16 protein-coding genes are annotated in these 17,211 nt (G+C 63.8%); 10 read left to right on the top strand and 6 right to left on the bottom strand.

The features are described from left to right. Positions 1-225: 225 nt before the first annotated feature. From AC5Y4Q_RS19830 to AC5Y4Q_RS19805, 6 genes are all read left to right on the top strand, one after another. Positions 226-747 (top strand): hypothetical protein, encoded by a 522-nt coding sequence (locus AC5Y4Q_RS19830; RefSeq protein WP_499960084.1) that lies wholly within the window; start codon positions 226-228, stop codon positions 745-747. Between the two features lie 39 nt (positions 748-786). After that, entirely contained in the window at positions 787-1,665 is an 879-nt protein-coding gene (locus tag AC5Y4Q_RS19825) for a hypothetical protein (protein WP_499960083.1), read from the top strand. Further along, positions 1,662-2,231 carry a hypothetical protein gene (locus tag AC5Y4Q_RS19820; RefSeq protein WP_499960082.1) on the top strand — a complete coding sequence of 190 codons (570 nt, stop codon included), beginning with the start codon at positions 1,662-1,664 and terminating at the stop codon, positions 2,229-2,231. The genes AC5Y4Q_RS19825 and AC5Y4Q_RS19820 overlap by 4 nt, the downstream gene beginning before the upstream one ends. Positions 2,232-2,525: 294 nt before the next feature. Then, complete coding sequence (locus tag AC5Y4Q_RS19815) at positions 2,526-3,437, top strand: hypothetical protein (protein WP_499960088.1); 912 nt, start codon at positions 2,526-2,528, stop codon at positions 3,435-3,437. Continuing rightward, entirely contained in the window at positions 3,434-4,177 is a 744-nt protein-coding gene (locus AC5Y4Q_RS19810; RefSeq protein ID WP_499960081.1) for a hypothetical protein, read from the top strand. Before AC5Y4Q_RS19815 ends, AC5Y4Q_RS19810 begins: the two co-directional genes overlap by 4 nt. 196 nt (positions 4,178-4,373) lie before the next feature. Further along, entirely contained in the window at positions 4,374-4,847 is a 474-nt protein-coding gene (locus tag AC5Y4Q_RS19805) for a patatin-like phospholipase family protein (protein WP_499960080.1), read from the top strand. Here AC5Y4Q_RS19805 and AC5Y4Q_RS19800 read toward each other — a convergent pair. From AC5Y4Q_RS19800 to AC5Y4Q_RS19785, 4 genes are all read right to left on the bottom strand, one after another. After that, positions 4,751-5,476 (bottom strand): AMP-binding protein, encoded by a 726-nt coding sequence (locus AC5Y4Q_RS19800; protein WP_499960079.1) that lies wholly within the window; start codon positions 5,474-5,476, stop codon positions 4,751-4,753. The genes AC5Y4Q_RS19805 and AC5Y4Q_RS19800 overlap by 97 nt on opposite strands. Before the next feature lie 117 nt (positions 5,477-5,593). Continuing rightward, the gene (locus tag AC5Y4Q_RS19795) at positions 5,594-7,231 is read right to left on the bottom strand and encodes a CocE/NonD family hydrolase (RefSeq protein WP_499960078.1); all 1,638 of its coding nucleotides are present in this window, start codon (positions 7,229-7,231) and stop codon (positions 5,594-5,596) included. 69 nt (positions 7,232-7,300) lie between these two features. Beyond that, entirely contained in the window at positions 7,301-8,350 is a 1,050-nt protein-coding gene (locus tag AC5Y4Q_RS19790; RefSeq protein ID WP_499960077.1) for a zinc-binding alcohol dehydrogenase family protein, read from the bottom strand. Positions 8,351-8,517: 167 nt separating this feature from the next. After that, positions 8,518-9,105 carry a TetR family transcriptional regulator gene (locus AC5Y4Q_RS19785; RefSeq protein WP_499960076.1) on the bottom strand — a complete coding sequence of 196 codons (588 nt, stop codon included), beginning with the start codon at positions 9,103-9,105 and terminating at the stop codon, positions 8,518-8,520. Between the two features lie 518 nt (positions 9,106-9,623). Between AC5Y4Q_RS19785 and AC5Y4Q_RS19780 the strand changes: the two genes are divergently transcribed. Both AC5Y4Q_RS19780 and AC5Y4Q_RS19775 read left to right on the top strand, forming a co-directional pair. Beyond that, entirely contained in the window at positions 9,624-10,367 is a 744-nt protein-coding gene (locus tag AC5Y4Q_RS19780; RefSeq protein ID WP_499960075.1) for an SDR family oxidoreductase, read from the top strand. Further along, positions 10,364-11,233 (top strand): SGNH/GDSL hydrolase family protein, encoded by an 870-nt coding sequence (locus tag AC5Y4Q_RS19775; protein ID WP_499960074.1) that lies wholly within the window; start codon positions 10,364-10,366, stop codon positions 11,231-11,233. The genes AC5Y4Q_RS19780 and AC5Y4Q_RS19775 overlap by 4 nt, the downstream gene beginning before the upstream one ends. Positions 11,234-11,306: 73 nt before the next feature. Here AC5Y4Q_RS19775 and AC5Y4Q_RS19770 read toward each other — a convergent pair whose 3' ends face one another. Further along, positions 11,307-12,146 carry an alpha/beta hydrolase fold domain-containing protein gene (locus tag AC5Y4Q_RS19770; RefSeq protein ID WP_499960073.1) on the bottom strand — a complete coding sequence of 280 codons (840 nt, stop codon included), beginning with the start codon at positions 12,144-12,146 and terminating at the stop codon, positions 11,307-11,309. A gap of 412 nt (positions 12,147-12,558) precedes the next feature. On the opposite strand from AC5Y4Q_RS19770, the gene AC5Y4Q_RS19765 reads away from it, so the two are divergent. Both AC5Y4Q_RS19765 and ltrA read left to right on the top strand, forming a co-directional pair. After that, positions 12,559-13,728 (top strand): IS30 family transposase, encoded by a 1,170-nt coding sequence (locus AC5Y4Q_RS19765; protein WP_499960072.1) that lies wholly within the window; start codon positions 12,559-12,561, stop codon positions 13,726-13,728. A 312-nt stretch (positions 13,729-14,040) separates the two neighbouring features. Beyond that, positions 14,041-15,414 (top strand): group II intron reverse transcriptase/maturase, encoded by a 1,374-nt coding sequence (ltrA, locus tag AC5Y4Q_RS19760; protein WP_499960087.1) that lies wholly within the window; start codon positions 14,041-14,043, stop codon positions 15,412-15,414. A gap of 195 nt (positions 15,415-15,609) precedes the next feature. On the opposite strand, the gene AC5Y4Q_RS19755 is transcribed toward ltrA, so the two are convergent. After that, on the bottom strand, positions 15,610-17,055 hold the full coding sequence (locus AC5Y4Q_RS19755; RefSeq protein ID WP_499960071.1) for an IS110 family RNA-guided transposase: 1,446 nt from the start codon (positions 17,053-17,055) through the stop codon (positions 15,610-15,612). Positions 17,056-17,211 lie beyond the last annotated feature (156 nt).

Raw genomic sequence — 17,211 nt, 5'->3', positions numbered from 1 at the left:
CGGTGTCCGAGGGGGGACTTGGCCACCTGCGACACGGGTTGAGGTCTTTGAGCTGAGTCGTTGACCAGTGAATTTACGGCGTGAGTTATCGAAGAGGACGCAATCAGCTAGCCGACGCGCCGCCCACGTCGTGTCGGGTCCCCGCCGTATGGTTCCGGTTGTGTCGTCCATCAAGCCCGCGCGCACCGAATTTCTGCTGAGGATGGCGGCTGGACGGTGAGTGTTATGCAGACGGCTGCGGCTTACTTGAGCATCGCCACGGGGCTCGCAGGATTGATTACCTTCGGGGCCAGCTTTTGGACCGCACGCAGCGGAAATCAACGCCAGCTGCGGGACCGCCTCCGCACGCAGTTGCGCGAGATGGACTTGCTCTGTCATCTGCACCTGCAACGGGAAGGATGGGAGGCAATCAACCGCGCGCCTCAAGTAGGTGTCAAGTCGCTCGAACAGATTCATCAGGACGGCCTCATTTCGCCCAGTCGTTCCCATCTCGACCGGCTCGATTCGATTGTCCGTGACATCCACGGCAGGGCGCGCCTAGACCTGCCTCGCCAGGAGCTTTCGAAGGTGCAGTACGGCAACTTAATGGCAGAGAACGAGCGCTGCATGAACATTGCGTTTGCGCGTTTGGACGCCGATGTCCACAGGTATCTCCGAGCGCTCGGCAAGATGGATAACCATGGGTTGGGTGGCTATTGGACGTATCTGCGGTACCGCTTTGGGCACGCGCGTGAATACGTCAACTAATCGGGCTTCAACGGCGACGGGGTTAGGGAGTACATGGTAATGACGGACCCTCGGCTGGCCGTTCTGCAGCGCACCTACGCCAGGGCCAAAAGGGGCCGGGCACTGAAGGATTGGGGTCTGCATCCTCAGCCGTACGACCCCGGCAGCAGCCTGGCGCTTGATGACGACGGGTTCATGGTTCAGCTTGGGGGCCTGGTCTATGTCACCGCGCTGTTCCCCATCATGCAGGCAACCGATAACTTGGCTGCAGCCGCTGACCTCATCGAGTTTCGGCCGCAGACCAAGAACGCCCACATCACGTCGCTGTGCGCGCTGTGTCGTACGGCGTTGGAATCGGCGGCAAAGACCATCTGGCTGCTCGCGCCCACGGATCGCGCCGAGAGGCGCGCACGCTGTATCGGCTTCACATACTCGGAGTTAGACGCACAACGGGGCTTTCATGCAGTTGAGCGGCGACGGCTGCAAGCTGAGCCTGACTATGAGCACAATCCGCTCACAGCGCAGTTTGAGGAGCACGTCAGATTGTTCGGCGAGCGCGGAGCCATGATGAAGGGCCTGAGTCGCGCCAAAGTACCCAACTCCTCCGGTTTTGTGACCAACGCAGGAAAGTGGATTGACGAGAACGTCCCGCTACACGACGACGCAGGCCTATTCGGCGACTTCGAACGAGGGGTGGAGCGGTTCTACATGCTGGGTTCAGGGTTCGTCCACGGCCTCAAGTGGGCGGCGGACTACGTGAAGGGCGAGTTGAACACTTTCGGCATGGTCGCGGACGGGCTGGCCGCAGCGGTCGGTATGGCCGAGTGTGCTGTGGCATTGTTTGAAGCTCGGGCACAGGCGGTGGCGACAAGTCGGAAGCAGTTTTACCCCGACCTACTTGAGCCAACGATTCTGAAATGGTCGGAGATGTACGCGTGAGCGAAGGTCCCGAGGTAGACGAGCGCTACACAGATCAGGCTCGTATCCACGTGAAGGTGTTGGGTTCCGACCGCCTCGCGCCACCGACCGAAGAATGGTTCGTCACCATCGACTCCGGCGAAACCACGGACCGCGCTCGCCTGCGTGTCGCTCTCTTGGAAGCCCTTGCACCGCCCAACTACACGTTGTCCGAGCAGCACAACGTCGTGCATTGGGGTGCCGCAGGGGCGTCGTACGACTTGCTCATCAACATGGCAGGCGGTGCCGGCGGGACCATCGCTGCAACGAAGGTCATGGCGTTTCTAGACCGCATTTCCGAGCGCAAGAAACTGACTCCTATCAGTGAGGACGATGCCGTGCACACCGCTCGGGCGCGGCTGTGCCGTCGCTACGAGGTGAACTTTGGCGACCTCGCAGTGGTCTCGGTTGACAACGACTTCGAGCACAACCGCGCAACGGTGACCATGCGCGGCCCGGACGGCACCGAATACGTCGTGGAGGTTTACCGCTACAACGGTCGCGTCACTGTCGCCCGCCTCTGCCATCGGAACGACGGGAAGCGGTGACCGGGCGTGTTCGCAGTTGATTAAGAGTCAGCGGTTGCCAGCAATGTCGGCGCCACCGCGAAGACGCCAAAGTAGCTCCACAGCCTGCCCGGCGTCTTCGACGGTCGCCCCGTTCGGCTTCATCCTGCGTGTGACGTGTCAATCACCGGCATTGCTGTACGCCACTGATCGGCTTAAGTCAAACAACCAGAACTCTGTTTCTAAGCAAATGGTTGTTTGACAAGTGCTCACTGCTAGAGTAGGGGCGTGCTGTCTGCCTCGATTCCTGCCCGCTTGGTCGACGCCGGCGTTCAGGTGGTGACTGGCGATGCACACAGCATCACATACCGGATCGATGGCCGCCCCGTGGTAGCGGACCTAGTACTGGCAGAACGCGTGCCATCTCCGGCCGCCGTCCTCGGTCATGTGCGCCGCCATCCCGGCCGCCGCGTCTTCGTGGTTTGCGAGACCATCTCAGACGAGGCACGTTCGGCGCTCCTGGGTGACATCGACGTGGATCTCAGCGTCGGCAGTACCGGCGAACTGGTGCTCTCCGGGCGAACCTACCGAACGCCCACACCCGGGCGGCCACACCGCGCAGCCAGCGAGCGCAGCTGGCGCAGGCGGGCGGCCGAACGGATCTGTGTGCTCACGCGCGACCACCTCCGCCAACGCGACATCGCTGCCGCCATCGCAGTCAGCCAGCAGGCGGTGTCCAAGATGACCGAGAAGGATCCGCTGCCGCACACGCCCATGACCGAGGCTGCACGCCGGGAACTCATGATGAAACTGGCATCAGTCCCCGCAGACAGCGGACTCGTCGAAACGTACTGGTATGGAATGGATCCGGTACTGGAGCAGGTGCGCAGCGCGACCCGACTCGGTGCGGAGCTCACCGTACGGATCCTTGCCGGCGGCGAGGTCGCCGCCGACGTCCTGCAACCGTGGCGGGTACCAACCAGAGGTCTGGTCTACGCCAAAGAACTGGTTGACCTCTCCGAGTTCGGCCTGGTGGAGGCCACCGCCGAGGAAGCGACCTTGACCGTGCGGGTTCCCGCCGATCCGACAGTCTGGACCACCGCGTCCTGGTGGCTGCGGGTTAGTGATAGGCAGCGTTCCGACATCATCACCGTGGATCCAGTGATTGCGCTTCAGGACCTCAGCGACGGTGCCGATCTCGGCGACGGTGCGCCGCAGCGTCTCGGCGACTGGATCGTGCACCGGTGACCGGAACAGCATCGGTCGTGATGGCATGCACCGCGGTGGCCGAAGACAACGGAATGCGTGCGCTGCGCGACGTGGCCGCTGTCGCCGCCGACATCGAGTACCGCGTCATCGGCGGTCACATGGTGCGGCTGCTGCGGCATGTCTACAACGTGCCAGGCATACCGCGGCTGACCTCCGACGCAGACACCGGGATCGACGTAAACGTGGCGACCACGGGCGACCTCCACGATCGGCTCACCGCGCTGGGGTACATCGCTGAGTGCGGCAACCGCTACGAGCGAGGTGAGCAAGCGGTTGACCTCCTGGTTCCCGCCGCAGCCAAACCGGGCAAGCAGATCATCGGCGAACGAGCCTTCGACGGAGCGCCAGGACTGCGCGTGGCGCTGGCCCTGCCGCCGATCAAAGTCGCTGTTACAGCCCGGCTCACCGACGGCGACATGATTGAGTTCGAAGTCCCGGTTCCCGACGTCGAGGCGGCATTCGTGCTGAAGATGCTGGCACGTACCGTTCGCGACGCCGAACGTGACCTCCAGGACATCGAGACATTGCTGGAGATCGTGGCGTCACAACCCGAATACCGCGCAGCACCGTGGCGCCTGGACGACCCGAAGATCACAAAGGCCGGCGAGCGCGGCGATGCTGCGCGTGTGGCAGCGCAGATGATCTCCAGTCCGCCGACGAGGGTGCCGGCCAGAGTGCGGGCGCTGCTCCGGCGCCATGTCGCGATCGTGTCGCGATGATGTAGCCGCATGCTGCAGGTCTTCGCACTTCGGGTCGTGTCGGTGTCCAGTGCCATTGTGAATGGCCTGAGACAACGGGAGCCAAGAAAAGAATGCTGAGCAGGAGCAGGGAAGCATACGCCGGGTGTTGCGCAGGTCTACGCCAGGTGTCAATAACGGCTAGGGCCTTGTCGGCCCAGCGGCGTAATCTAGTTACATGGATGTAGTTCCGGCAACGCCCGCCAACCTCGGCAAGGATACGTCGCCGGGGAGAACTGGCGAATCCGCCGCGCAGGTCCATCCAGCAACCGAACCCGAGCCGGCCGGGTCGTGCGCCGACCGCTTCCAGATCCTCGCACTCGACGGAGGGGGCACGAAGGCGCTGTTCACCGCGCATGTGCTTGCGCGTCTGGAGCAGGATCTGGGCGTCACAATCAGTGATTCCTTCGATCTCATTGCTGGTACTTCGGCGGGCGGCATCGTCGCACTGGGTCTGGGTGCGGGCCTCAGGCCCAACGAGATCGTCTCCCATCATGAAGAACTGATCGAGAAGGTCTTTCCAGCGTCGAGGCGGCGAGTATGGCGTCGGCTACGTCAGCTGAGATCGCCAATCGGGCTGAAGGTCGGCAGGAACACATGGCTACCGCCGACTAGCACCGTCGCACCCCATGCTGCGAGGTCACCGAGGTGAAACATCGGTGCAGCGTGCAAGGTTCGTGAGCCACGCTGGCAGCCGTAACCTGTAGCCGCCGAGCCGAGCCAGGACACGTGCAAGTTGGCATGGGAGAGCATGACGCCCTTGGCGCGGCCGGTGGTGCCCCCGGTGTAGAAGAGTCCGGCGAGCGCGCGCCCGCCTCGGCGCACATCGGGAATCGGCCCCGCCCCGGCAATCAGATCCTCGTATGCGGTCATGCCGTCGGGTGTGGGGCCGTCACCGATGTGGATCACTTCGGTCAGCGTCGGCACGGCTTCGTACAGACTGGGCAGCATCGGTATAAACGCATCGTCGATCAGCAGGACCCGAGATGCGGAGTCACGCAGACAGTAGGCGATCTCTTCGGCGCTCCAGCGAATATTGATCGGGTTGAGCACCGTGTCCGCCCACGGTACGGCAAACAGATACTCGTGATAGCGGTCGGAGTTCAAGGCCAGAATCGATACGCGGTCGTCGCTTTCGACACCTAACGTCCGCAGGGCGCCCGCCAGCCGGGCCACTCGGCCTGCCACGTCCCGAACGGTGCGCCGGCGAGTTCCGCAGATCGTCATCACGTCGTCCGGCGTTTCCTGGACGGCGCGGTGCAGACCCTGAGTCAGGTACATCAGGCATTTCTCCTTGGGTCAAATTCTCAGTGCAGCAATTGGTTCTGATTCCCGCACGTGGTGATGAGGGCGACGGGCTGCGCCTGTATCACCTAATGCGCTGTACGGGTTGGTGATCTATGCGGGAGTGGGAAGTATCAGTCGGGATTGGCCGTGGTGGATGGTGTGTCGGCACGCGCGTAGTTCGGTGCCGGTGCCTGGTGGCGCGCCGGTGCCTTCGTTTCGCAGGTACTGGGGGAATGAGCCGCCCGATACTTGTAGTCGGAGCCGGTGGCCGGGGGCTAGCCGGTGTGCGCAGGGGTGTAGACGTAGCCGCAGCAGCCGGTCCCCGGTGGCGGGATCGAGCCGTAGGAAAGTTTCAGAGAAGTTACGGGAGCGGCCTTTCGCGTCGACATCGCAGAGCCGGGCGAACACATCGGCGTGCGGATTGCTCGTGCTGTGGTGCAGTTCCACGACGGGAGTGCCGATGATTTCCAGCATTTCGGCCAGCGCGGGGGTGGTGAAGGTCAGCACGTCTGGGCGGGCTTCGAGGTCGCGGTTGTCGCGCACTCCGGCGTGGTTGTCGATCAGGGGCCCAGCAACCGTCGGCGTGGGATGAGCGGGGTCGTAAGTGAACGAGGAGGTGCCGGTCTGGGGCTGTTGCGTGGTGAGCTGTCCGCTTGGACCCAGATAGTGGACCTGTTCGGTGCTTGGTGGTGGCCAGTGCGGGTGTTCACGCCAGTCGTCGGTGCCGGTGACGGCGAACCGGACGGGCTGGTGCTTGCGGGCGACGGGTTCACCGGCCAGGTGCTCGGCCATCCAGTCAAGGTTGTCGGCGCCAAGCTGCCCGTTTGCGCCGCTAACTACCTGCTGGTGTATCCATGGCCCGACGGTGAGCGTGACGTCGAGTCCGCGTTCGTGCAGAACTTCGTACTGGCGCATGGTTTGGGTGAGGAGAAGGTCTTGCCAACCGACGACCAGCCGGATTGGCACCGACGCCTTTTCCAGCGCGGCGCTGGCGTTGTAGGGCTCCCAAAACGGGTCGCTGAGGTCTTGGTTACACAGCCACTTGCGGAACCACGGTGCCTGATGTCCGAGTGCAATGTCGGCGGCCTCGGCCAGGGGGAGGGCCGCGACGGTGCGGGCATTGAGCTTAGCGGCGCGGGCGAAGACCCACATGACACCGAGCAACCCGAACCGCTCTTGGTTCACAATCACCCTCGACCACGTGAGTAGGTCGTGGAGACGGAAAGCGCCTGTGCCCAAGCCGAACTCGACGGCATTATGAATGCCGGCGATAATCACCGCCGTGCGCAGCTCTGGCGGCGGATCGACCAGCAGGGCCCACTGCGTCCATCCCACAGCAGACGCCCCGTAGGTGGCTAGTCGCCCGTCGAACCACGGCTGCGCGCGCAACCACCCCATGGTGTCTTGGCCATCATCGATGTCGGCGGCCATCGGCGTGAACTGGCCACCGGAACCAAACGAGCCGCGGCAGCTTTGCACCACCACGTGATAGCCCTGTCCGACAAACAGCCGCGCATCCATGCTGAAGGGGAGACCCCGCCCGTAGGGTGTGCGCATCAGGATCGTTCCGCGGCCCTGCGTTCCGGCGGGAACATAGTGGTCGGCTAACAGCGTGATCCCATCCCTCATGGGTACGGCGAGGTCGCGTTCAATCCGGAAGCGATGTGTTGCCTTGGGCAGCTTCCAATAGGATGCGACGGCTCGGTCGAACAACGACGCGCCGAGGCCGGGCTTTGTTGCCTTTGCCATCCTTCTGCACCTTATGACGGGAAACCAGTTAGACGTCTGCGCATTTCGGCGGCATCGCCTTCGCTGCGGTCATACCTTGACGACAAGTTTCTTGGCAGACACGCCTTTCCGTAGTTCGTCAAGCGCATCGGGAATCTTCTCGAGTCCCTCGCCGACAACCACCGCGTCGGGTGCGGCCCGGTAGGTGCCATTCGCCAACGCGTCCGGCAGGAAGTCCTCGTATATGCCCGGGCCGACTTCGTTGTCTTTGAGGCTTACGCCCCAAATGGAGCTCACCCGAACACCGTGGCGGCGTCGGCGTGCCAACTCAATCCGCGTGAACAGCGCGGGCTGCGCGGAGGCGATACGGCGGCTACCGGGTACTTCCGCGGCGATCGACAGGGTCGGTGCCAGAGAGCCGCTGCCAATTGCGAGCGTGCCCGCGAGGGGACTTTCACCGATCTTGTCGATGAGCTCCCTGGCGGCGGTTCGGCTGTGGTAGTCGACAGCTGCGGCGGCACCCAGCGAGCGGAGGTAGCTGAAGTTGTGAGGCGAGGCGGTGGCAACGACGCGGTAGCCGGCATGGCGCGCCAACTGGATCGCGTTACTGCCTACGCTGGTGGACCCGCCCCACACCAGGACTGTCTCGCCGCGGTCCTTGGGATCAGTGGTGGGCAGCCGTAGCGCGAGCTGATCTTGCTGAAACATGCCCGATGCCGCGGTCGAAACTGACATCGGCAGCACAGCAGCGCGCTCGAAGGACAGATCGTCAGGAATGGGCGTAACCATGTGCTGCATGAGCACGACGTAGAGCTGGAAGGCGCCTTCTGCGGCCCGGTTGCGGTCGCGCTCTATCCCTGCCGCATGGCCAACGACGCGATCGCCTGGCCGCAGCCGCGTCACGGCGGATCCAACCTCGACAACTTCGCCGGCGACGTCGGAGCCGACGACGGCGGGAAACGTCAGCCACGGCAGGATCACCCGATAGGCGAACCCGGGTGCCGCGTCGATCGGATTCACCGCAATCGCATGTGCGCGCACGACCACCTCATTGGCCGCAGGCGCTGTGTAGGGGGCGGGTCCGACCTCGAACCGGCCTCGGGCCTTTGGCAGCCACAGAGCCATGTTCTCGGGAGTCATCTCGAGGGCGCTCCTTGCTTGTTGTCGACCGTCTGGGCAGCTCAGACCCTCATCCACGGCCTCGCTGATGGCAGAAACTGTCATCAGCATAGCATATTACGACAGGGACTGTCATCACCTTGGTCGATGCATATCGCCAACGTGGAGAAGCCCTTTGCGCGCTGCGGTCAGTGCCGACCTGGCCGCGATGATCGGTACGCGGCCAGTGCTTTGAGTTCGCCAAGCGATTCGTCGATCAGCTGTGCCAACGTGCGTTTGTTGTCGTCGACCCAGCGGTCGAAGGCGATTTTGAAGATCGAGACCCCAGTCTCTGCGGCCAGGCTCGCGGCCGGTTGTGCGACGCCTCGCTGACGGAGCGCCTCGGCGATACCCGAGGCGAGTTTTGCGAGCTTAATCAATTCGCGTTCCTGAAGCGCCGTGTTGGCGGCAATGACTTCTTGGCGCTGCCTGGGCTGCTCGCGCGGGCGCCCCTCGAACAGAATGCCAATAACCTTGAGCCCAGCAGCGACCGCGTCAAGCGGTCCTGCGTGGTCAGGGGCACCGGCAACGGTTTGGACGAACAAGTCACGCAGGGCGTCCTCACCCCAAAACAACACCTCGCGCTTGTCGGCGAAGTACCGATAAAATGTTCGCTCCGTCAACCCTGCACGCTGAGCAATCTCCGCCACGGTGGTTTGGTCGAATCCACGGTGGCTGTAGAGCTCTAAGGCCGCTTGCTCGAGGCGGCCGCGCGCATTGGGTTCCCACCGGCCCATATCTGCCGACTCTAGTTGATGACAGCAACTGATATCACTCCATCATCATGCCAGTCCCCAAGGCTTGTCCCGCCGGCTGATGAGAGATGAGACCGTTCCAAGACCAACGCGGCAACCTTTCTGCGATGTCGTCGATCTGCGAAGCGCCGTCCGTCTTGATGGTGTCGACGCCGTGCCGGCCGGTCGCGAGATCGTCAGTCGGGTAGTGATACCACCACCGGTGTAGATGAGCTTATTGATGACAGCTACTGCTATCGCTGGTAGCGTCATGTCAGACACTGACATAGCATCGGAGCTTGTTGGGACAGGGCAGTTCGAACGGCGGGAGGTTTTGGTTGTGCGCGTGCTCGTCGCTGGAGCACCGAACTGTGTCCCGGGCGTAGCTGGGCTCGGGGCGCAGCGCGCGGCCACCGAAAACAGCCCCCGATCGGGGGTGTCCGATGACGGGTGACCCCGATCGACGATCGATGGGCTGGGTTTAGTCCTGACTCCGCGAACGATCTCAAGGAAGGCTGAAGATGACGCAATATGGCGGACGGCGTGTGGTGATCACCGGCGGGACAAGCGGAATGGGGCTAGCCACTGCAAAGCTCCTGCTCGACAAAGGAGCTCGCGTCTTGGTCACAGGGCGGTCCAAGGCCGCAGTGCAATCTGCCTCTGAGGTTCTCGGGCCGAATGCAATCGCAATCCAAAGCGATGCCACTTCAATGCTCGCCATCAACGCCCTCGCCGACCGAGCGAAGGCCGAGCTCGAAAGCGTCGACCTACTGTTCATAAACGCCGGTTCAACCCACTTCGTGCCGTTCGAGAGTATGACCGAGGCGGTCTACGACGACTTGTTGGCCCTCAACACCAAGGCGCCATATTTCACCGTGCAAAGATTCGTCCCGCTCATGGCCGAGGGCAGTGCGGTAGTGCTGACCACCTCGGTCGTGAACGTAATGGGGCTGCCACTGGTCAGCGCCTACTCGGCCAGCAAGGCGGCGCTGCGCTCGATGGCACGCACCTTGGCCGTCGAACTGCTGCCGCGCGGCATCCGCGTCAACGCTGTAAGTCCCGGTCCCATCGACACAACGATCCTCGCCAAAGCGATGCCCCCAGAAGACGCGGAACAGACGAAACACCAAATGGCCCAGGATAATCCGATGAAACGCCTCGGTCAGCCCGACGAGGTCGCCAAGGCGGTCGCCTTCCTCGCGTTTGAAGCGACGTACACCACCGGAGCCGAATTCGCAGTGGACGGCGGTGCATCCCAACTATGAAACTGACGTCAGCATTCTTGCTGCGGACCGGCTCAGCGCTGGTCGCAGCGCTGGCATCCACCTGGACCGCCGTGTCTTCGGTGAGCGCGCAACCGGCGCCCACGCAGCTCAAATACGTCTCCCTGGGTGACTCCTATGCGGCGGCGCCATCGGTTCCAGAGCCTGTCCCGCCGCTGGGCTGCGGCAAATCGACCAACAACTACCCATCGGTTCTGGCCCGCCGGCTGGCGCCGAGCGACTTCACCGACGTAACCTGTGGCGGCGCAACCACGAATGACATCATGCACCAAGCAGAACAGACACCGGCGGGTCCGGTGCCATCGCAGATCGATGCGGTCAGCAGTGACACCGCACTGATCACCGTCAGCATCGGCGCTGTCGATATAGGATTGTGGCCGATTGTGATGCAGTGCAGGACATCCTCGCCTGGTGCCGCGCCGTGCTCCGATCAATACCGTGGCGGAGGCGATCAGCTTTCCGCAAGAATTGACGCCCAGGTGCCAGCATGGGCGGCGATGATCGATGCCCTCAAAGCCAAGGCGCCCAACGCGCGCATTATCATTGTCGGTTACGGAACGTATATGCGCCCGGGAGGGTGCTTTCCCGAGCAGCCAATTCTCCCGCAAGACGGCGCCTACCTTCAATCAAAGATTGACGAGATCGGCGACCGGCAAAGGGAACTCGCGGCCGACAAGAAAATCGAGTACTTCGACACTAGACCCCTAACCATCGGCCACGACGTGTGCGCGGCGCCGGACGACCGATACATAGAGGGCTACACTGTCATGCATCCGGCGCTGCCGCTGCACCCGAACGCATTGGGCGAGGCCGCAATAGGAAACGCCCTGGCTGACTACATTCGGTAGCAAACGCGACACACCCCCAGCTGATGTGACGGACGATCTGCCAGGTGCGCAACAACAATGACAGCGCCGTGCGTTAACAAAGGGTGCCGTGTGAGCCGGCGATGAGTGCATCTGCGATCGTCTGGCGCGCGTCGACACCTTCATCACACGGCAAGATCGGGTAAACATGGACGAGATCGAGGCCTTCGTGGAAGTCGACGTCGACGCCTGCCGCGGCGGCTCTTTCGCACAGCTGGCGTGCTGCGGGGTTGCATACATCCCGGGTCCCCGAGAACACCATGAGGGGTGGGAGACCGGTGAGGTCAGCGTTGATCGGGCTGACCCAGGGGTGCTCGCGGGCCAGATCTCCTCGGTAAAGGTCGCCAGCCACGCGTAGCCCGGCAACTGCAGAGATCGGGTCCCGGCTGTCTATCTCTGCAGCTTGCGGGTCGCTGAAAGCGACGTCGATCCAAGGTGATATAAGCACAAGTTGGGCGCATGCACGCAGTGCCGGGCCGGACAGCATCGTCGCGGCGGCCAACGCGAGGCCACCCCCCGCAGAGTCGCCAATCACTGTAATCGACTCGCCCCGTTGTTCATTGCTCGCGACGTCTTCGATAAGTAACGCGCACGTTGGTACGAAAGTGTCGGCGGTCGCGGAGGGTGCGAGAGGGTAAATCGGTACCGTCAGATGGAACCTGCTTCTGGCGACGAGGTCGGCGAGCGCAATCCAGTGCAAGTCTCGAATCTCATGAATATAGGCGCCCCCATGCAAGTACAGTGCCCGCCCGGCGGGAACTACGTTCCGCGGGAGCAGCTCGAAGCACGGCCACCCGCGGCGGGCCGTCGACTCGACGGCGACGTCGGTGGTCAGCCTTGCCGGCGGGCTCGGATCGGCTGGATCCTTGGACAAGGCTGCGACCCGGCTTCGCACCACGGCCTCGTCGGCCCAGAGTTGCTTATAGTTCGCTTCTTGTTGCGTCCTGCAAGTTGGACTGGACTAGCGGGTGGAAGTCCCGTCCCGGTAGGCACCGGAGCGCGGGGTAGCAGGCCCCGGTTCGTCGTTGAGAGGCGGCGGGCTAAGCGGGGTGTCGAAAGCCTCTTTGGAGGGAGCAAGTGCGCGGGCCGTAGTGCCGTTAGGTGCGAGTCCTGCAGCCTCGTCAAACTCACAATGGAGGAGCCGAGCCGCTCATGTCACGGCGAAGGCCTATGTCTGTCGAGCCCTGGTCCGGGGTCAGCTCGGCGGGTCCTTCCGGGGTGTCGGCGACGCCTGAAAACTGACCCCGTGTCGACGGGTGAGTTCTAAGGCTTGTCGCAACACTCCTGGTAATTGAAGGGGTGTGGAGATGACGCGACGGGGCCGCAAGCGACGGCTGGTGTTAGAAGACGAGTACTGGAAGCTGATCCTGGACGGGGTGCCGACGGTGGAGGCCTGCCGGCAAATCGGGATCGGCCGCAAGACGGGGTATCGATGGCGCGCCGAAGCGGGCGGCCTGCCGCCGGCGCGGGTGGCCGAGGAGGCTCGCTCGTCTCGGTATCTGACGCTGTTGGAGCGCCAACGCATCGCGACTTTGCGCGAGCGCGGGCACGGCGTCCGGGAGATCGCCCGGCGCATCGGGCGTGCGGCGTCCACGGTGTCGCGGGAGCTTCGTCGTCACCTCAAGCCGCACGACAAAGGTGCCTATGACGCCGATCTCGCTCACGCGCGTGCCCGCGACAACGCCCGCCGCCAGCGCGCAGGCTCTCTGGTCGTTGATCCCGAGTTGCGGGATCTGGTGAAAGGCAAGCTTGAAGACACCTGGAGCCCGCAGCAGATCAGTGCGTGGCTGCGCAGCGAGTATCCCGACCGACCGGAATGGCACGTCTGCCACGAAACGATCTATCAGGCGCTGTATCTCGGCCGCAAGGGTGGGTTGAGCAGGGCGTTGACGGCCAAGCTGCGCACCGGCCGGCCGCTGCGGAAGCGGCGCCGTAAGGCCACCGAGCGCACTCCGCGGTTTGTGGCTCCGGCGATGTTGATTCATTGCCGCCCGCCGATCGTCGAGACCCGCACCCGGGTCGGTGACTGGGAAGGCGACTTGATCGTCGGCAAGCACAGTCGTTCAGCGATCGGCACTCTGGTCGACCGGACGAGCCGGGCCGTGCGCCTGATCCACCTGCCGTACGGGCACAGCGCCGAAGCCTTCACCGATGCGTTCGGGCCCGTGCTAGCCGCGTTGCCCGATGCTGCGCGACGGACCCTGACGTGGGACCAGGGCTCGGAGATGGCGTGCCACGATGTCCTCGCTGTGCATTTCGAGGATGGGGTATTCTTCGCCGATCCGGGAAGCCCATGGCAGCGCGGCACCAACGAGAACACCAACGGCCTTCTGCGGCAGTTCTTTCCGAAGGGCAAAGATCTATCGATCTACACACCTGACGATCTGGCCCGCGCCGAGAAGCTCCTTAACAGCCGCCCACGCAAGATCCTCGACTGGCGTACACCCGACCTCGTCTTCACTCGCGGACTACTCTGATTCTGTCCGTGTGTTGCGAGGACCGGACGAATTCACCTTAGAACTCACCCGTCGAAAAGGGGTCAATTTTCGGCCGCCGTTGACACCGGGGTACGGGGAACGGCACGTGCACACAGTCCGGTTCGGAACAGGAGAGGCCCGTCTGCCTGGCCTGCGTCGGGCAAAGACCAGGGGTATAAGCCGATGGTGAAGTCCCTTGGAGGGCAGCGGGAGTCCGAGGGGGTCGTAGTACCGCTGATCGGCGTGAGAGACACGTCGGGAGGGAAGGGCCCCTGCTTTGATCACGCGCGCGAAGCGGGTAAGCGCAAGGGCATGACCGGGTCAGCCCGGTCCAACTACCCCAGCAGACCGCAGTCTGCTGTAGCCGTCGAGGAGCCGTTGAGTGCCTCGCCGGGGAAAGTGCGACAACTGCAACGGGCGCTATGGGCTGCGGCCAAGCAGTCTGAGGGTCGGCGTTTCCACGCCCTGTATGACCGTGTCTACAGGGGTGACGTCTTGTGGGAGGCGTGGGAGCGGGTGCGGACGAACAAGGGCGCGGCCGGGGTGGATCGGATCACCCTGGTCGCGGTGGAGGATTATGGCGTGGACCGCATGTTGCGTGAGTTGCGCTGTGACCTTCGCGCAGGGGTATATCGCCCGGCGCCGGCGCGCCGGGTGGAGATCCCGAAACCACAAGGTGGTAGGCGGCCGTTGGGGATACCCACGGTGCGAGACCGAGTGGCCCAGGCGGCGGCCAAGCTGGTGCTGGAACCGATTTTCGAGGCGGATTTTCTGTCGTGCTCGTATGGGTTTCGGCCGAAGCGGTCGGCGACGATGGCCAAGGAACGCTTGCGGACCGGGTTCATCGAGGGTTACCAGTTCGTGGTCGAGTTTGATATCGCCAATTTCTTCGGCGAGATCGACCACGACCGGCTACTTGCGCAGGTGAGTCGTCGGGTTTCGGATCGGCGGGTGCTCAAACTGCTGCGTCAGTGGCTGCAAGCAGGAGTGCTGGTCGAGGGTGTGGTCGAGCGGACGGTCGCGGGCACGCCGCAGGGCGGGGTGATCTCGCCGTTGTTGGCCAACATCTTCTTGCACGTGCTTGAGACCGAGTTGTCTGCCCGTGAGGTGGGCGAGTTGGTGCGCTACGCCGATGATGGTGTGGTGTTGTGCCGCAATGCGGCACAAGCCGAGCAGGCCTTGACGGCGGTGGGAGAAATTCTGGCGTCGTTGGGGTTGCGGCTGCATCCGGATAAGACGAAGGTGGTCGACCTGCGTGAGGGGCGTGAGGGCCTGGATTTTCTGGGCTGTCATTTCCGGACGCGCATGTCGGGGCGGTTATGGGAACAGCGCCGCATTGTGCGCTACTACCTGCACCGCTGGCCCAGTAAGACGGCCATGGCCCGGCTGCGGGCCAAGGTTCGGGATCGTACTGGCCGCAGTCGGGTCGGGCTGGATATCCGCGACGTGATTGCGGATTTGAATCCGATTCTGCGTGGTTGGGGTAACTACTTTCGTACCGGTAACGCCGCCAACAAGTTCCGCCAGATCGACAGCTACGTGCGGTGGCGGCTGTTTCGCTTGATGGTCAAGAAGCGGGGCCGCAACCTGCGTGCTGGTCAGGCCGATCAGTGGACCGAGGAGTGGTTTAACGGGCACGGCCTCTACCGACTCCGCGGCACCATCCGTTACCCGAAGGCTGCGTAACCATGTCAAGAAGATCATCGGTAAGCCGTGTGCGGGAAAACCGCACGCACGGATTGAAAGGGGGATGGGGAAACGGACCCGCACTGCGGGCACCGCGCCCCTGACCGGTAAATGACCCAACGTGACCAGACGCGCGACAGCCTCCGGCGGAGCTTGCGGAGCCGGACTGTGTTGTGGCGGTGTGTGGTTGGGGGTTCAGGCGGCGGGTTCGAGGGTGACCCGGTAGCCGAGGGCGGTGAGTTGGGCGATGTGGTTACGCATGCGGCGTTCGACGTCGATGCGGCGGGCGTGGTAGTCGGGCCCGAGGTCATGGAAGCGGGCAAGGGAGTCGGCGAGGAGGTGCCAGACGATGACGAGGATGGAGCGGGCGACCGCAACGAGGGCCTTGAGCTTGCCGCGGCGCTTGACGATGCGGCGGTAGCGCTGGCCGAGGAAGGTGTCGGTGCGCGCAGCCGCGGCGGCGGCCTGGCCGAGGGCGCCCTTCAGGTACGGGTTGCCCTTGCCGGTCTTGCCGCCGCGGGTGACGGGCCCGGACTGGATGGTGCGCGGGCACAGCTTGGCCCACGCCACCAGATGGCCGGGGGTGGGGAAACGGGTCATGTCCAGCCCGATCTCGGCGATGATCACTTGCGCGTTGTGGTTGCCGACGCCGGTGATCTCGTCGAGGCGTTCGAGGACACTCAGCCGCGCGCACTCGGCCTCGATGGTGGGATCCACCCGAGGCGGCGTCTCGCCGGTGAGTCCGGCTGCACCCCGAGTTGGCTGCAGCCCGGCATCGGATCCGTCACCCGCGCCGGGTGCGGCGGTGTCGGTGTGGTCGCCGCCACCATGGTCGACCGCGGCGGCCTCGGGCAACTCGGCGATCAGCTCCTCGATCCGGCGGCTAAGGGCGTCGATCTGGGCGCTCAGCGCATCGATCTGGTTCAGCAGCAGCCGGGCCAGCTCGGTGTGATGATCGTCAAAGCGCCCGTCCAGCGCGGTGATCAGTTCGGTACGCTTGGCCTTCATCTTCCCGCGCGCCAGCTCGGCCAGCCGCCACGGATCGCGTTCCCCGGCGATGAGCGCCTCGATCATGTCCCGGGTCGACATCGTGTCGAGGCGGGACGCTACGACCGACACCTTGATCAACGCATCCTCGAGCAACTTCTCCAGCCGCTGCCAGTACCGGCTGCGTTCGCGGGTCAGGTCCTCGCGCAGCCGAGTGTAGTCGCGCAGCCGCCGGATCTCGGCCGGAGGCACGAACGACGGCCGCAGCAGGCCCTTCTCGGTCAACTTGGCCAGCCAGACAGCGTCGAGTTTGTCCGTCTTAGGCCGGCCCGGCACATTCTTCACATCACGGGCATTGACCAGCTGCACCGACAGGCCCGCGGCCTCCAGCAGGTAGTACCAGATCCGCCAGTAATCCGAAGTGGACTCGACGGTGACCTTCTCGATGCGCGACTCGACCAGCTGCTCACCCAGCTCGGTAATGGCGCCGGTGCGCGCGGGCACATCCCACACCCGACTAAACCGGCGCCCAGACTTGCCGGGCAGTCGCACGCACACCTTGCCCGCCGCCTTGGCGACATCGACCGCGGCGACTCGCTCGATCACCAGCTCATGCTCGGCATCCGGAATCACCTCCGGTGCAGACTTATCCACCGGCACCGGCTTCCGCTTCCCTCTATGACTCACTTCACTTGCCCTCCAAACGAATTCGAACCAATCCATCAGGTGGGCCGCCCGGGGGCCTCGGTCAAGGGAACCGAAATTCTGACCGGCGTGCTCGAAGCAACAGTACGTGACCCTTCCAGGTCG

This window comes from Mycobacterium sp. NGS16, assembly GCF_059813225.1.
Note: the sequence above shows the minus strand (reverse complement) of the source record. Positions and strands in the feature narration are given on the sequence as shown.

What these genes read in the sequence shown, in the direction of transcription:
- AC5Y4Q_RS19830 (WP_499960084.1), top strand. Translation starts at nt 226, where the DNA reads ATGCAGACGGCTGCGGCTTACTTGAGCATCGCCACGGGGCTCGCAGGA.
- AC5Y4Q_RS19825 (WP_499960083.1), top strand. Translation starts at nt 787, where the DNA reads ATGACGGACCCTCGGCTGGCCGTTCTGCAGCGCACCTACGCCAGGGCC.
- AC5Y4Q_RS19805 (WP_499960080.1), top strand. Translation starts at nt 4,374, where the DNA reads ATGGATGTAGTTCCGGCAACGCCCGCCAACCTCGGCAAGGATACGTCG.
- AC5Y4Q_RS19800 (WP_499960079.1), bottom strand. Translation starts at nt 5,476, where the DNA reads ATGTACCTGACTCAGGGTCTGCACCGCGCCGTCCAGGAAACGCCGGAC.
- AC5Y4Q_RS19795 (WP_499960078.1), bottom strand. Translation starts at nt 7,231, where the DNA reads ATGGCAAAGGCAACAAAGCCCGGCCTCGGCGCGTCGTTGTTCGACCGA.
- AC5Y4Q_RS19790 (WP_499960077.1), bottom strand. Translation starts at nt 8,350, where the DNA reads ATGACTCCCGAGAACATGGCTCTGTGGCTGCCAAAGGCCCGAGGCCGG.
- AC5Y4Q_RS19785 (WP_499960076.1), bottom strand. Translation starts at nt 9,105, where the DNA reads ATGGGCCGGTGGGAACCCAATGCGCGCGGCCGCCTCGAGCAAGCGGCC.
- AC5Y4Q_RS19780 (WP_499960075.1), top strand. Translation starts at nt 9,624, where the DNA reads ATGACGCAATATGGCGGACGGCGTGTGGTGATCACCGGCGGGACAAGC.
- AC5Y4Q_RS19775 (WP_499960074.1), top strand. Translation starts at nt 10,364, where the DNA reads ATGAAACTGACGTCAGCATTCTTGCTGCGGACCGGCTCAGCGCTGGTC.
- AC5Y4Q_RS19765 (WP_499960072.1), top strand. Translation starts at nt 12,559, where the DNA reads ATGACGCGACGGGGCCGCAAGCGACGGCTGGTGTTAGAAGACGAGTAC.
- ltrA (WP_499960087.1), top strand. Translation starts at nt 14,041, where the DNA reads ATGACCGGGTCAGCCCGGTCCAACTACCCCAGCAGACCGCAGTCTGCT.